The organism is Bradyrhizobium sp. S3.3.6 (genome assembly GCF_040546905.1).
Lineage (GTDB): Bacteria > Pseudomonadota > Alphaproteobacteria > Rhizobiales > Xanthobacteraceae > Bradyrhizobium > Bradyrhizobium cytisi.
In genome coordinates, this window is sequence record NZ_JBEPOT010000010.1 from 175,129 (window position 1) to 188,579 (window position 13,451).

The window sequence follows — 13,451 nt, forward strand, 5'->3', positions numbered from 1 at the left end:
CACTGCCTAAACAGCGATACGATCGAAGTCTGCGGCAATCCTGACGTTCGGAAAGATCTTTGCCGCCTCGGCCAGGATCTCTCCGTCCTCATAGCGGCCTGACAGATGGGTCAGCACGAGCTGCCGAACATTGCTCGCAGCCGCGAACCGAGCCGCCTCCGCAGCGGTGAGATGGCCGTAGTCCCGCGCGGTCGGCGCATCCCGATCCAGGAACGTCGCCTCGATCACCAGCAGGTCCGCATCCGCGGCATGTCTTGATAGCCCCTCGGTGGCCTCGGTGTCGCCGATCACGACCAGCTTGTTGCCGCCACTCGGCGGACCCAGGACATCCTCCGGATCGATCGTCCGGCCACCTTCGATCATGATCGGCCGACCCGCGGCAAGCTCGCCGCGCATGGGACCATCGGGCACACCGAGCGCAGAGAGGCGATCGGACAAGAGATGGCGGCGCGCAGGGCTTTGAAAAACGAAGCCGAAACTGTCGGTGTCGCGATGACGGACCGGAAAACAGTTGATGGTGAAGTCGCCGGCGTCGACGACATGCCCTTCAGAGAGCGGCGCGAACTCTATTGCGATCGGCGCCCGGCCCTCGCCCCACAGGCCTGCGAGCATGCGGATGACGATATCGAGCGTGCCTAGCCCGCCATGGATGGTCATCACGTCGGAGGTGTGCCGCAGCCCCAATGTCGAGAACAGACCGGGGATGCCGAGCACGTGGTCGAGATGCCCGTGCGTCAGCAGAATGCGATCGAGCCGCCGGAAGCCGGCGCCGCTTCGCAGCAACTGTCGCTGCGTGCCCTCGCCGCAATCGATCAGCATGCGCTGGCCCGCGGCCTCCAGCAGAAGCGCCGGATGGTTGCGCTCTGCGGATGGAACGCTGGCCGAGGTCCCGAGAAATGTCAGGGCGAACATTGCCTACCCTTGTGCGAGGTCGCAGGGCTGATCCCCTTTGGGAGCCTTACCTGCGCTCCGACTGCGCCTCAACCGCCTGCACCGCCACGGTCGCGACCTGCCGCAGCGCCTCGCGGTCGGAGCCCGAAGATGCCATCACGCCCATGCCGACCGACACGGCCGACACATATCGCGCGAGTGCCGCTGGATCCGACGTCGGCTTGAGATCGCCTTCGGCCTTGGCGCGCACAAAACGGTCGCGGAGCTGGTCTTCGTTCTGGGCGCGGCGGGCAGCGAGCTCGAACGGGACGTTCTCGGAGCCGGTGCCGCAGGCAATGCCGCCTTGCACCAGGAGACAGCCGGGCGGATTGGCGGGATCGGTCTGCTTCTCGGCGATGCCCGTCAGCATCCGCTCGGCGACGTCTCGGGCGGTCGGCGCCGCGACGACCCCGTCCATCCAGACGTTGCGCAATTTGGTGTAGCGGTCGAGCGCGGCCTTGAGCAGGCCTTCCTTGTTGCCGAAGCAGGCATAGAGGCTAGGCGGGTTGATACCCATGGCCTCCGTGAGCTGGGCAATCGTGGCGCCCTCATAGCCATGGCGCCAAAACACTTCCATCGCCTGATCCAACGCCACTTCGGCGTCGAATTCGCGGGGGCGTCCCATGCCCATGTGCCTGCTCTCCTCGGTATCGGCGTCGTCCCTGAACCTAACGCCTGATCCTATCTATTTGTTCTCGCTTTATTTTCTCTTCCGTCTTCCCAATCTTGCGGTAAGGGGCTACAATTTTCTTAGTGAATGGTACATAAGTATCTTGCGCTGCGATATCCAGCTCCACATCTGTAGTGAACACTACATATCTGGAGCGCGCAAATGCCCCCGTCCGAAAATACCTCTCGCCCCGGCCGCCTCCGCCGTCTTGTTGGCGGCGTTGCCATCGTGGGCGCCCTCGCCGCAGCCGGCTCGATCGCGACCGGCCATTACTTTCATGCAGCACAAGCGACCGCAACGGCCGCCGCCACCGAGCAAGCCGTCCCCGTGACTGTCGCGATGATCGAGCCGCGGCAGACCGTGCTGTGGGACGATTTCTCGGGCCGGCTCGAGGCCATCAACCGCGTCGAGCTTCGGCCGCGCGTTGCCGGCGCGATCCTGTCGACCAATTTTACCGAGGGCGCGCTGGTGAAGGCCGGTGACGTCCTGTTCAAGATCGATCCGGCGCCTTACGAGGCCGAGGTCGACAAGGCCAACGCCCAGCTCGAGGCCGCGAAGGCGCGCGTGGTCTTCACCCAGAGCGAGCTCGAGCGCGGCGCACAGCTGGTCGGCAACGCTGTCGTCACGCGGCGCGACTACGACCAGCGCGACAACGCCAATCGCGAAGCCATTGCCAATGTGAAGGCGGCCGAAGCGACGCTTCAGACCGCCAAGCTCAATCTCGACTACACCGAGGTGCGCGCGCCCGTGGACGGCCGCGTCGGCAAGTTCGAGATCACCGTCGGCAATCTCGTCGCCGCCGGCACCGCCTCCCCGGTCCTGACGTCGCTAGTCTCGGTCAATCCGATCTACGCCTCGTTCGATGCGGATGAAGAGGTTGTGCTGCGGGCGTTGAACTCGATCGCCGATGCCTCCGGCAAGCGCGGCAATCTCGATCAGATCCCTGTCGAGATGGCGACCTCCGGCGGCCTCTCGGCCAAGGGCCATATCCAGCTGATTGACAACCAGGTCAACGGCCAGAGCGGCACCATCCGTGTCCGCGCCGTGTTCCAGAACGAAGACGGGCGTCTCATCCCCGGCCAGTTCGCCCGCGTGCGCATGGGCCAGCCGAAGCAGCAGTCGCTGGTCATGATCGACGAGCGCGCGATCGGCACCGACCAGGACAAGAAGTTCGTGATGGCGGTTGGCGACGACAGCCGTGCGGCCTACCGGTCGATCACGCTTGGCGGCTCGGTCGACGGACTGCGCATCGTGACAACGGGCTTGAAGACCGGCGATCGCATCGTCGTCAACGGCCTGCAGCGCGTGCGTCCCGGCGCTCTCCTCAAGACCGAGGTGGCGACAATGGGCGCGCGCGGGCAGCAGGCCTCTAACCACAGCAACCAGGACGTGGTGCAACGCTAGTGTTCTCCGTCATTCCGGTGCGCGCATAGCACGAACTAGGGTGCGCAATTGCGCACCTGAGAATCCGGCAGTTACGAGACTCCGATCACTTCGCCTCTGGATTCCGGGTTCGCGGGCTTCGCCCACGCCCGGAATGACGGCAGAGCTGTCGGAGAACCGCAGAATGTTGCCCAGGGGCAAAACCATGAATCTCTCGAAGTTCTTCATTGATCGTCCGATTTTTGCAGGCGTCCTTTCGGTCCTGATCTTCCTCGCAGGCCTGATCTCGCTGTTCGCGATGCCGATCTCGGAATATCCCGACGTAGTGCCGCCATCGGTGCTGGTGCGCGCGACCTATCCCGGCGCCAATCCAAAGGTGATCGCGGAAACCGTGGCCACGCCGATCGAGGAGCAGATCAACGGCGTCGAAGGCATGCTGTACATGTCGAGCCAGGCGACCACCGACGGCGCCATGACGCTGACGGTGACGTTCCGGCTCGGCACCGATCCCGACAAGGCGACGCAGCTGGTGCAGAACCGCGTGCAGCAGGCCGAGCCGCGCCTGCCGGCGGTGGTGCGTCAACTCGGCATCATCACCAAGAAGTCGTCGCCCGACCTCACCATGGTCGTGCATCTGTTGTCGCCGAACAACCGCTACGACATGACGTATTTGCGTAACTACGCGGTGCTCAACGTCAAGGACCGGCTGGCGCGGATCGACGGCGTCGGTGACGTCCAGCTCTACGGCGCCGGCGACTATTCGATGCGGGTCTGGGTCGATCCGCAAAAAGCCGCCGAGCATGGGCTGACCGCAAGCGACATCGTCAAGGCAATCCAGGCGCAGAACGTCGAGGCTGCAGCCGGCGTGGTCGGCTCCTCCCCCAACGTCAGGGGCATCGACCTGCAAATGTCCGTCAATGCGGAAGGCCGCCTTGCGAACGAGGAGCAGTTCGGCGACATCGTGGTCAAGACCGGCTCGCGCGGCGAAGTCGTGCGCTTGCGTGACGTTGCCCGCATCGAGCTCGGCGCGTCCGAGTACGGCTTACGCTCGCTGCTCGACAACAAGCAGGCGGTCGCGATCCCGATCTTCCAGGCGCCGGGCTCCAATGCGCTGGAGATTTCCGACCACGTCCGCGCCACCATGGCCGAGATCAAGAAGAACATGCCCGAAGGCGTGTCCTACCAGATCGTCTACGACCCCACCCAGTTCGTGCGTTCCTCGATCGAGGCCGTGATCCACACGCTGCTGGAAGCGATCGCGCTGGTGGTGCTGGTCGTGATCCTGTTCCTGCAGACCTGGCGCGCCTCGATCATTCCGCTGCTGGCCGTGCCAGTATCGATCGTCGGCACCTTCGCGGTGATGCACGTGTTCGGCTTCTCCATCAATGCGCTCAGCTTGTTCGGGCTGGTGCTCGCGATCGGCATCGTCGTGGACGACGCCATCGTCGTGGTCGAGAACGTCGAGCGCAACATCGAGGGCGGGCTGTCGCCGCGCGATGCCACCTATCAAGCGATGCGTGAGGTCTCCGGCCCGATCATCGCGATCGCGATGGTGCTGATCGCCGTGTTCGTGCCGCTGGCCTTCATCTCCGGCCTCACCGGGCAGTTCTACAAGCAGTTTGCGCTGACGATCGCGATTTCGACGGTGATCTCGGCCGTCAACTCGCTGACACTGTCGCCGGCCCTCTCCGCCCTGCTGCTCAAGGGCCACAACGAGCCGAAGGACCGCCTGACGATCATTCTCGAAAAAGCGCTCGGCTGGTTCTTTCGCGGCTTCAACAAGGCGTTTACGCGCTCCTCGGAGAACTATAGCGGCACCGTCACCAAGGTGATCTCAGGCAAGGCCGCAGTGATGGGGCTCTATGTGGTCCTGGTCGGCGCAACCGCCTTGCTGTTCCAGCAGGTGCCGAGTGGCTTCGTGCCGGGCCAGGACAAGCAATATCTGGTCGGCTTCTCGCGGCTGCCTGACGGTGCAGCGCTCGATCGCACCGAAGAGGTGATCCGCAAGATGAGCGACATCGCGCTGACCCAGCCGGGTGTCGAGAGTTCAGTCGCCTTTCCGGGCCTGTCGATCGCCGGCTTCACCAACTCGTCCAACGCCGGCATCGTGTTCTCGACGCTAAAGCCTTTTGACGAGCGCAAGGGCCCGGCATTGAGCGGCAATGCCATCGCGGCCGATCTCAACAAGAAATACTCGGGCATCCAGGAAGCCTTCATCGCCATGTTCCCGCCGCCGCCGGTTAACGGCCTCGGCACCATCGGCGGCTTCAAGCTCCAGATTGAGGACCGTGCCGGCCTCGGCTATGAAGCGCTGAACGAGGCGACCAAGGCATTCATGGCGGCGATGCAGAAAGCGCCGGAGATCGCCGGTGTGTTCTCGAGCTTCCAGGTCAACGTGCCCCAGCTGTTCGCCGACATCGACCGCACCAAGGCGCTCCAGCTTGGCGTCCCCGTCACGGAAGTGTTCAACACGCTCCAGATTTATCTGGGCTCCTACTACGTCAACGACTTCAACAAGTTTGGCCGCACCTACTCCGTCTATGTCCAGGCCGATGCGCCGTTCCGCGCCCGCGCCGACGACATCAGGCAGCTGAAGGTGCGTTCGTCCTCGGGCGACATGGTGCCGTTGTCGGCGCTGCTCACGATCCGCCAGAGCGCGGGGCCGGAACGCGCGATCCGCTATAACGGCTTCCTGTCCTCCGACATCAACGCGGCCGCAGCGCCCGGCTTCTCGTCCGGCCAGGCACAGGAAGCAGCGACGCGGATCGCGGCGGAGACGCTGCCGCCCGGCTTTGCCTTCGAGTGGACCGATCTGACCTATCAGGAGTTCATCGCCGGCAATTCCGGCCTCTGGGTGTTTCCGCTGGCGATCCTGCTGGTGTTCCTGGTGCTGGCGGCGCTCTATGAGAGCCTGACCCTGCCGCTCTCGATCATCATGATCGTGCCGATGGGTCTGCTCGCTGCGATGTTCGGCGTCTGGATCTCCAAGGGCGACAACAACGTCTTCACCCAGATCGGCTTGATCGTGCTCGTCGGCCTCTCCGCCAAAAACGCGATCCTAATCGTCGAATTCGCGCGCGAGCTCGAGTTCGCAGGTCGCACGCCCATCCGGGCCGCGATCGAGGCGAGCCGGCTGCGGTTACGTCCGATCCTGATGACGTCAATGGCCTTCATCATGGGCGTGCTGCCGCTGGTGCTCTCGACCGGCGCCGGCTCGGAGATGCGGCGCGCCATGGGCGTCGCGGTGTTCTCGGGCATGATCGGCGTCACCGTGTTCGGCCTGTTCCTGACCCCGGTGTTCTATGTGCTGCTGCGGACTGTCACCGGCATGAAGCCGCTGGTGCATCACGGCAGCGGCTCCACTGTGGCACCTGTCCAGGGTCTTGGCCATGAGGCTGGCCACTAGATCAGGGAAATCCCCGATATCAGCAACAAAACGAGCACGGTCTTGCGAAAGACCGTCTCGTTGACCCGGTGAAAGGCGATCACACCGAGCGCGGATCCCGCGAACAGCGCCGGCAGGCTGACCGCGAGATCGACGAAAACCTTTGACGACAGGTCCTGGTGTCCGACCAGCAGGATGATCGCAAACAGCTGCATCGCGGCGATGAACGGCTGCACGAGGCCGCGCTGCTCGCTCTTGGGCATGCCGCGCATGTCGCACCAGATCGTCGGAATCGCGCCTGGCATCGCCGTGAGGCCCCCGACCAGCCCGCCTCCGAATCCGATCAGCGCAACCCAGTGACGGCCGACGGCTTCACTCGCCGTCACCAGCGTCGGCCGCAGCAGCATATAGGCGGCATAGAGTGCTACGACGACACCAAAGCCGCGCCGAAGCAGATGTGTGTCGGTCGACTGCAACAGCGAGACCGCAATGGGAACGCCGATCAACCCGCCGATGATCAGGAACAGGCTTCCCTCCCAGCGGATGCTGCGCCGAAGCGCCCACAGATTGGTCGCCTGCACGCCGATACTGCACGCCATCATCAACGGTACGGCCTCCAGCGGCTGAAACACCCGCAGCAGGATCGCACCCGCGACGGCGGAGAATGCGAAGCCCGAGAGCCCCGAGACGAAGGCTCCGGCGAACACGGCGGCGCTGAGGAGCAGCAGTGTCGTGATGTCAGCCACAGTCTGCCCTCCAATCAATCATAGGGAATCTGCGTGACCGGTGCGGCGGCGCCTTCTGCACAACTTACAGGCTCGCGAGGAAACGACACCCGCATGGCATGCGCGTGCGATCGTTCCAGCATGATGAGGCCGGCCAGCTGAAGGGTGACGAGCGCGGCGGTGAGCGCTATCGCGACAACGTTGCCGTTACGCGCGCGCGAGACTGGGGTGGCTGGCTCCGCGCTCGCGCGCATCAGATTGATGGGCATTTTCTGAAAATTCCTCTTCACTGCAGAAAAAATTGGCTTCATTCAAACGCGATGTTTCGTGCTGCGTTTCCAGCAGGTGGCGATAGCGCTGCAATACGCGCCGCGCCTCGATCGCACGCTGCTGATGCAGCGTTGCGATCATGCGATCGAAAACGTCGTGGAACTTCCAAACCAGGCTCCGTGCCGTTGTTCGCATGACGGTCTCCTCTCAACCTGAAAGCGAAATTGATGGAATTCACTTCCAGCCGCTGTGAGTTGCTTCACACAAGAATCGAACGCGGCGAACAACAAGTCGTGTGATCTCTCGTAGGAGAGAACGCAGCAAATCGCGTCACCCAAACGAATGACGCGCGATAACATTCTGATGATGAAATTGCAGGCGCGGCGCTGATGCTTTATTCAGCGCTGACGAGCGTCAGTGGATCAGCGGGTTGGAGAAACCTGCCGCGAGCTTGACGAGGTCGGCCTGGCGGCTCGTACCGGTCTTGGCGAACACGCGATGCAGATGCGTCTTCACCGTCGTCTCTGCGATCCCGAGCGCGCCGGCCGTCTCCGGCACGCCGCCGACGTCGACGATCGACTGTAGGACCCTGAGTTCCGCAGGCGTGAGCTCGAACGTGCGGTCGATCAGCCCGGCGCAAGAGCGCGCGTCGAGCTTCGCCTTCCAGACGAACAGGGCGCCGATGGCGCCACAGGCGCGCCCTGCGCTCCCCTCTCGCAGCAGCGAGGGCAGCGCGATCACATGGGCGACGTGATGCGACCCACCGCTTGATGTCAGCAAAATGTTACGGTCCGCTGCCGCGGCTGCGACCACCTCCGCTTCGTCACGAAAGACGTTGCGTAGCGCTGCATTCGCGTCGGGCGATCTCGCCAGCAGGCGGCCGTTGACGGACCGCAAGACGTCGTCCTCGTCCAGGATGAGGTCGGCGGCCGGATTGCTGTGGACGATGTTGCAGGCGGCATCGAGCAGGATCACGCCGGCACTCAATCGATCGACGACATCGGCAAGCGCGATTGCCTTCTGCTGCTTCCGCTCGATTGTCCGGTTGATCATCAAGGCGCGGCTTGCATGGGGAACGACGAGCTGCATGCGCGCACGCATCTTCGCGTCCAGCATCTCCCTGCCCGGGATCACCGTCATCAGCATCGGGCACGGCGAGATCGCCTGTTCCAGCACCACATTCGCGACGTCGGCACATCCCTGAGGACGCAGCCATTCCTGATAGAAGCGCCCGCGGCGATATTTGTCGAAATTCACGAGATCCGGGATGTTGCGGACCTTGCCGTAGCGCGGCAGCCTGGTGAGCGGGTCATGCTGCGAATATTCGTCGGCATAGAGCTGGATGAAGTGCGGATCGACCCCGCAATAATAGTGCGTCGATCCGGACTTGCTGATCTTGTCTTTTGAAATCAGGCCGCAGGCTCGGCTGCCGAAGAATCCGTTGAGCATGACGACAACATCGGACCACAACTCAGGATTGAGTCCGGCGTCGTAGATGCTCTCGATCAGCTCGGAGTGTTTTGCGGTCAGCTGCATTGAAAGGTCAATAGTCCGGCGCGAGGATTTAAGACGTTGATGCCCTCTGGCTTTTCTATGGAGTCGGCCGAGACACCGATAGGTTCAACGGTTTCGCGCCAATTGACCAGCTAGTTGACGAGTGGATTGGAGAATCCGGCCGCAAGCTTGACGAGATCCGCCTGGCGCGCGGTGCCCGTCTTGGCGAACACGCGATGCAGATGTGTCTTCACCGTCGTCTCCGCGATGCCGAGCGCGATGGAGGTCTCCGGAACGCCGCCGACCTCGACGATCGACAGGAACACCCGCAGTTCCGCCGGCGTCAGATCGAAGGTCCGCGCAATCAGCTCGCCGTAGGACTGCCCGCCCAGCGTGACCTTGCACAGCAGCAGCGCGCCGACGGCATCGGACGACCGCTCGCTGCCGTTCCGCAGCACCGACGACAGCGGCAGGATATGCGCAACGTAGCGTTCGCCCTTGTGCGAAAGCAGCGGAATCGCGTGCCCGCCTGCGAGAAGCGAGGCAGCATCGCCGCGGGCCGCAAAAGCCTCGCGCAGCGTCTGATTGGCCTCGGTGCCGCTGGTCAGGAGCTGGCCGGCAACGATGCGGACCACGTCGTCAGCCTCGAGCAGCGCGTAGCCGCTCGCATTGGCGTGGACTACGTGGCAGCTGGAATCGAGCAGGAAGATACCCGATGACAGATTGTCCAGGACATCCGCGAGCGCTGTGGCCAGCGTCAGCTTCGCGCTGATGGCGCGGTTGACGAGCAGCGCGCGGCTGGCGTGCGGCACGATCAGCGACATCCGGTGCTTCATCCCGGCGTCGACCATGCGCCGGCCCGACAGCACCGTCATCATCACCGGGCAGTTCGCGTTCGACTTCTCGAGCACGACATTGGCGGCATCGTGAGAACCCTGCGGCCGCATCCATTCCTGGTAGAAGCGCCCGCGGCGATATTCGTCGAAATTGACGAGATCGGGGATGCTTACGATCTGGCCGTGTGGCGGCAGGATCGTCAACGGGTCGAACTTGGAATGGGTCTCCGAATAGAGCTGGATGTAGTGCGGATCGGCCCCGCAATAATAATGCGTGACGCCGAACTTGCTGATCGAATCTTTGGAAAACAGCCCGCAGGCCTGCCCACCGACGAAATCGCGGATGCCCACGACGACGTCGTTCCACAGCGAGGGATCGAGACCGGCATCGTAAATGGACTCGACCAGATCGGGCAGTTTCCGCGGTCTGTGCATGGCGTTGAATAGCTTTGGATGAACAATGTCGGGCACGATACCACAACAGGAGCAGACCCTCATCATCCGATCGGAGTATGGTGCGCTGGAACGTGATCACACCAGCATGGACGTTGGCCTTTAGCTCGCCGGCGCCCTGCTGCGCCTCAGGCGCCCGGCACTTTATTTCCGGTTCTCCTCGCAGAATTTCAGCGCGGCGAGCGCCTCGCCGGCGCGCGGAATCTGCATCTCGATGCTGTCGTCGTCATCGTCCTCGAAATCGAGCGTGAGACGCTTGGCTTTCGACAGGCGGTCCATGATGGACTGATCGAACTCGAAGATGCCGCGCACGGTGGTCTTGTCCATGACCTCCCACTTCGCCTTCGACATGATGTCGGCATCATCGGTACCGACGTCGGCCTTCAGGATCTCGCCGAGCTTGTCCCACTCCCAGCCGTCGTAGATCATCACGATCACGATGGCCTTGTCGGAATAGGTGATGACGATGACATAGTCGCGGTTCTCGTCGTCCTTGTCCTTGTAGCCGCGGCTGGCGTTGCAATGGGTGTCCTGGCTGCGCTTTTCGATGGTCCAGTCACCGACTTTGGATTGTTGCGCCACCGCAGGCCCGGCACTCAAGGCGCCGGCCAGCAGCACAGCGGCAAGAAGGATTGGCTTCATGTCAGCCTCCAGCGTTTTCCCCGGAGCAAGCTGACCACCTCTCCCGGCAGGCCGCAAGGGCTGGCCCGGTCCAGCCAATGGTGAAAGGCGACCCGCCCTAGCTAGGCGCGCCGCGGCACGATCGCGATCGGGGTGAAGGTATAAACCTCCTCGCCGTTCTGGTTGAACATCGTCCATTTCACCAGCGCAATGCCCTGCGGCTTCGACTTCGAAGGCGTCAGGCTCATGACCTCGCCGACCAGATGCAGGCGGTCATTCGGCCGCACCGGAATGGTCCAGCGCAGCCCGTCGACGCCGGCGCCAATCAGCGGGTGCGGACCGAAGGGACGGGTCTGGATCGCGAGGTTCATGGCGATCGCCGCCGTGTGCCATCCCGACGCAGCCAGCCCGTTGAACAAGGTCGCCTTGGCGGCCTCGTGGTCGAGATACATCGGCTGCGGATCAAACTCGGCGGCAAAGCGCTTGATGTCGGCCTCGGTGACCTCGACCTCGGGAGATTTGAAACGCATGCCGACGGTGAGATCGTCGAACCAGGCGACCTGTGCCATGATTTTGCCTCGAAATGTGATGCGACGCGCGCGAGACACACGACCAAGGGATGGATCGGCAGTGGAATATAGCGTTTTTGACCGCTCATAGACCAGCCCGCGGTTCCCCGCGAAACCCCTTTCCCAAATCGACGAAACACGCCTGAAACAGATAGCCGGTTAACTGGTTGTCAAGATCATACAGGGACGTGCGTCATGCAATTCTTCCTCGACCTGATTTACGAATATGCCTGCTGCCAGCACCTCGTCGCCCAGCCGCTTGGGGAGGACGAGCTATGATCGAGCTGATCTCAGCACTCCTCGCCCTTTGCAGCATCGGCGTCTTCGCGGCGCATGCGCTGGATGCCTATCGCACCACGCACCTCTGACCAGCGGTCCCGGCGCCCGCCCGCTAGAACGGCCGCCGGTAGAAGTGCTCGGAATGCGTTGCCGGTGGAAACCGGTTGGCGAGTGCCAAGGCCCCCTTCTCGTCCGTCTCGAGCGCGATCTTCTGCGCCAGCATCACGTCGCCCGGCACGAGGAAGCCTGACGGGACGAAGCACCACCCCATCGTTGCATTTCCCGCATTGTCGACCTCGTGGACGTTGGCGGCGGTGCCGTAGTGAATGCGATAGCGCTTGCCGCTGTCGCAACCGATGACGTCGAAATGCCGGTGCTGCTCGAATTGTGCGCGCTGCTCTTCGGACAGCCATTCGGACAAAAGCCGGCGACCGCGCGCCTCGGGCGTGTTCTCGCCAAAGAAGCGCCGGTAGAGCTCGCGGAGCGCGTGCAGACGCGCTCGCGCGGGCGCACGAAGCCTGAGGACCGCGACCATGGGCCGTTCAGATCAACCGCCGACCAGGCGGGGATAGAACAGTGTTTCCTGCGCGGTCGGGTCGAACGATTTGATACGCGTAACTTCGCCAGGCCCGGTCCGGTACGCGGCGGTAAAGCCTGCGCCGGTCAGCTCCCGAAAGCGTTGTTCGGCCCTCGCCAACGCTTCGGCATTTTCAGGATCAAACTCGTGGCGTCTATCGCCGGTCTGGTCCATCACGATCTGGGTAGCCATGTTGAGTTCTCCTCATGCCCAGCCCTGAACTTAATCTAAGCAAACCTCGTGCCGTCGGTTCCCGAAAGCAACAACTTTCTCTGACAAGCAGGTCACGCCTTGCGGAGCGCCTCAGCGCGCCGCCGCCGCGCCGCCGCCCCCGTCGATCTGCCGGCCCATCAGCGCGATGGCCTTCTGGTAGACCCCTGCCGCATTCCACGCCTGGATCGCGGCGAAATTCGGCTCGCCTGGCTGGTAACCGGCTCCCGCACGCCAGCCATTGGCTTTGAGGAAGTTCGCAGTCGAGCTCAGCGCGTTGGCAGCAACGTCGAGATTGCCGGTACCATAGGCCAGGATGTTCTTGGGCATGAACTGGGTCTGGCCGACCTCGCCATGCATGGAGCCGCGGGTTGCCCCCGACAGCATGCCACGGTCGACCAGCTTCAGCGCCGCATAGAGCTGCTCGGTAAAGAATTCGGGACGGCGGCAGTCATAGGCGAGTGTCGCTATCGACGAGAGCATGTTCTGGTTGCCGCGCTGGCTGCCGAACCCGGTCTCCATGCCCCAGATCGCGATCAACGGCCCCGGAGGCACGCCGTAGCGCTGCTCGATCGAGGCGAACATCGCCGCCTGCGACTGCTTCAGCGACCGGCCGCGTGCCACGATGGTGGTGGCGCCGCGCTTGGCCAGAAACTGTTCGAGCGACAGCGAAAAGCTGTGCTGGCTGCGATCGGCGCCAATGGTTGCGCTGGCATAATTGGTCTGCATCAGCGCCGAGATCGCAGTCTGGCCGATGCCCTTACCCTGCGCCTCCGCGCTCAACTCGCGCTTCCAGGCCTCGAAACCGCCGGGCCCGTTGCCGCATTGCGCGGCGTGGGCACCGGAGATCAGGGACAGCAGCAGCGCGGCCGCGCCGATCATCGCCGTCGCAACGGTCCTGCCCTTGGTCATTGCGCTTTCCCTTCTCTCGATTTTGCTCTCGATTTTGCGCGACCGGCTCGCGCGCGGGCATGATCCTACGTCAGCGGCGCGTGCTCAAGCCCCCGACTGATGCAATCAATGCAAGCATTGCGCTTGACATGGATCAA

At 63.3% G+C, this 13,451-nt stretch carries 14 protein-coding genes; 2 read left to right on the forward strand and 12 right to left on the reverse strand.

Annotation, left to right across the window (positions count from 1 at the left end; genetic code table 11):
• Positions 1-6 precede the first annotated feature (6 nt).
• Together rnz and ABID59_RS26365 are read right to left on the reverse strand one after the other, a co-directional pair.
• Positions 7-912: a ribonuclease Z gene (rnz, locus tag ABID59_RS26360; RefSeq protein ID WP_354085323.1), complete on the reverse strand. Its 906-nt coding sequence runs from the start codon at positions 910-912 to the stop codon at positions 7-9.
• Positions 913-958: 46 nt separating this feature from the next.
• Complete coding sequence (locus ABID59_RS26365) at positions 959-1,561, reverse strand: TetR/AcrR family transcriptional regulator (RefSeq protein WP_354033957.1); 603 nt, start codon at positions 1,559-1,561, stop codon at positions 959-961.
• A gap of 201 nt (positions 1,562-1,762) precedes the next feature.
• Here ABID59_RS26365 and ABID59_RS26370 point away from each other — a divergent pair, with 201 nt between their 5' ends.
• On the forward strand, positions 1,763-3,004 hold the full coding sequence (locus ABID59_RS26370) for an efflux RND transporter periplasmic adaptor subunit (protein ID WP_354085324.1): 1,242 nt from the start codon (positions 1,763-1,765) through the stop codon (positions 3,002-3,004).
• Between the two features lie 184 nt (positions 3,005-3,188).
• Positions 3,189-6,389, forward strand: coding sequence for an efflux RND transporter permease subunit (locus tag ABID59_RS26375; protein ID WP_354085325.1), 3,201 nt, complete (start codon positions 3,189-3,191; stop codon positions 6,387-6,389).
• Here ABID59_RS26375 and ABID59_RS26380 read toward each other — a convergent pair.
• The 10 genes from ABID59_RS26380 to ABID59_RS26425 form a co-directional block, all read right to left on the reverse strand.
• Positions 6,386-7,114, reverse strand: a complete 729-nt coding sequence (locus ABID59_RS26380) for a sulfite exporter TauE/SafE family protein (RefSeq protein WP_354085326.1) — start codon at positions 7,112-7,114, stop codon at positions 6,386-6,388. The two genes, ABID59_RS26375 and ABID59_RS26380, sit on opposite strands and share 4 nt — an antisense overlap.
• A gap of 14 nt (positions 7,115-7,128) precedes the next feature.
• The gene (locus tag ABID59_RS26385) at positions 7,129-7,362 is read right to left on the reverse strand and encodes a hypothetical protein (protein WP_148749394.1); all 234 of its coding nucleotides are present in this window, start codon (positions 7,360-7,362) and stop codon (positions 7,129-7,131) included.
• Positions 7,301-7,558, reverse strand: a complete 258-nt coding sequence (locus tag ABID59_RS26390) for a hypothetical protein (protein ID WP_354033951.1) — start codon at positions 7,556-7,558, stop codon at positions 7,301-7,303. Before ABID59_RS26390 ends, ABID59_RS26385 begins: the two co-directional genes overlap by 62 nt.
• A gap of 219 nt (positions 7,559-7,777) precedes the next feature.
• Positions 7,778-8,899 (reverse strand): helix-turn-helix transcriptional regulator, encoded by a 1,122-nt coding sequence (locus ABID59_RS26395; RefSeq protein WP_354085327.1) that lies wholly within the window; start codon positions 8,897-8,899, stop codon positions 7,778-7,780.
• A 110-nt stretch (positions 8,900-9,009) separates the two neighbouring features.
• The gene (locus ABID59_RS26400) at positions 9,010-10,128 is read right to left on the reverse strand and encodes a helix-turn-helix transcriptional regulator (protein WP_354085328.1); all 1,119 of its coding nucleotides are present in this window, start codon (positions 10,126-10,128) and stop codon (positions 9,010-9,012) included.
• Positions 10,129-10,290: 162 nt separating this feature from the next.
• Positions 10,291-10,788: a hypothetical protein gene (locus tag ABID59_RS26405; protein ID WP_148749391.1), complete on the reverse strand. Its 498-nt coding sequence runs from the start codon at positions 10,786-10,788 to the stop codon at positions 10,291-10,293.
• 101 nt (positions 10,789-10,889) lie between these two features.
• Positions 10,890-11,336 (reverse strand): MaoC family dehydratase, encoded by a 447-nt coding sequence (locus ABID59_RS26410; protein ID WP_354085329.1) that lies wholly within the window; start codon positions 11,334-11,336, stop codon positions 10,890-10,892.
• 391 nt (positions 11,337-11,727) lie between these two features.
• Entirely contained in the window at positions 11,728-12,150 is a 423-nt protein-coding gene (locus ABID59_RS26415; RefSeq protein ID WP_354033948.1) for a hypothetical protein, read from the reverse strand.
• A 12-nt stretch (positions 12,151-12,162) separates the two neighbouring features.
• A complete protein-coding gene (locus ABID59_RS26420; RefSeq protein ID WP_148749388.1) occupies positions 12,163-12,384 on the reverse strand; it encodes a hypothetical protein in 222 nt (73 codons plus the stop codon).
• A 111-nt stretch (positions 12,385-12,495) separates the two neighbouring features.
• Positions 12,496-13,314 (reverse strand): lytic murein transglycosylase, encoded by an 819-nt coding sequence (locus ABID59_RS26425; protein WP_354085330.1) that lies wholly within the window; start codon positions 13,312-13,314, stop codon positions 12,496-12,498.
• Between the last annotated feature and the right edge of the window lie 137 nt (positions 13,315-13,451).

Coding starts and splice junctions, on each gene's coding strand:
- rnz (WP_354085323.1), bottom strand. CDS start 912: ATGTTCGCCCTGACATTTCTCGGGACCTCGGCCAGCGTTCCATCCGCA.
- ABID59_RS26365 (WP_354033957.1), bottom strand. CDS start 1,561: ATGGGCATGGGACGCCCCCGCGAATTCGACGCCGAAGTGGCGTTGGAT.
- ABID59_RS26370 (WP_354085324.1), top strand. CDS start 1,763: ATGCCCCCGTCCGAAAATACCTCTCGCCCCGGCCGCCTCCGCCGTCTT.
- ABID59_RS26375 (WP_354085325.1), top strand. CDS start 3,189: ATGAATCTCTCGAAGTTCTTCATTGATCGTCCGATTTTTGCAGGCGTC.
- ABID59_RS26385 (WP_148749394.1), bottom strand. CDS start 7,362: ATGCCCATCAATCTGATGCGCGCGAGCGCGGAGCCAGCCACCCCAGTC.
- ABID59_RS26390 (WP_354033951.1), bottom strand. CDS start 7,558: ATGCGAACAACGGCACGGAGCCTGGTTTGGAAGTTCCACGACGTTTTC.
- ABID59_RS26395 (WP_354085327.1), bottom strand. CDS start 8,899: ATGCAGCTGACCGCAAAACACTCCGAGCTGATCGAGAGCATCTACGAC.
- ABID59_RS26400 (WP_354085328.1), bottom strand. CDS start 10,128: ATGCACAGACCGCGGAAACTGCCCGATCTGGTCGAGTCCATTTACGAT.
- ABID59_RS26405 (WP_148749391.1), bottom strand. CDS start 10,788: ATGAAGCCAATCCTTCTTGCCGCTGTGCTGCTGGCCGGCGCCTTGAGT.
- ABID59_RS26410 (WP_354085329.1), bottom strand. CDS start 11,336: ATGGCACAGGTCGCCTGGTTCGACGATCTCACCGTCGGCATGCGTTTC.
- ABID59_RS26415 (WP_354033948.1), bottom strand. CDS start 12,150: ATGGTCGCGGTCCTCAGGCTTCGTGCGCCCGCGCGAGCGCGTCTGCAC.
- ABID59_RS26420 (WP_148749388.1), bottom strand. CDS start 12,384: ATGGCTACCCAGATCGTGATGGACCAGACCGGCGATAGACGCCACGAG.
- ABID59_RS26425 (WP_354085330.1), bottom strand. CDS start 13,314: ATGACCAAGGGCAGGACCGTTGCGACGGCGATGATCGGCGCGGCCGCG.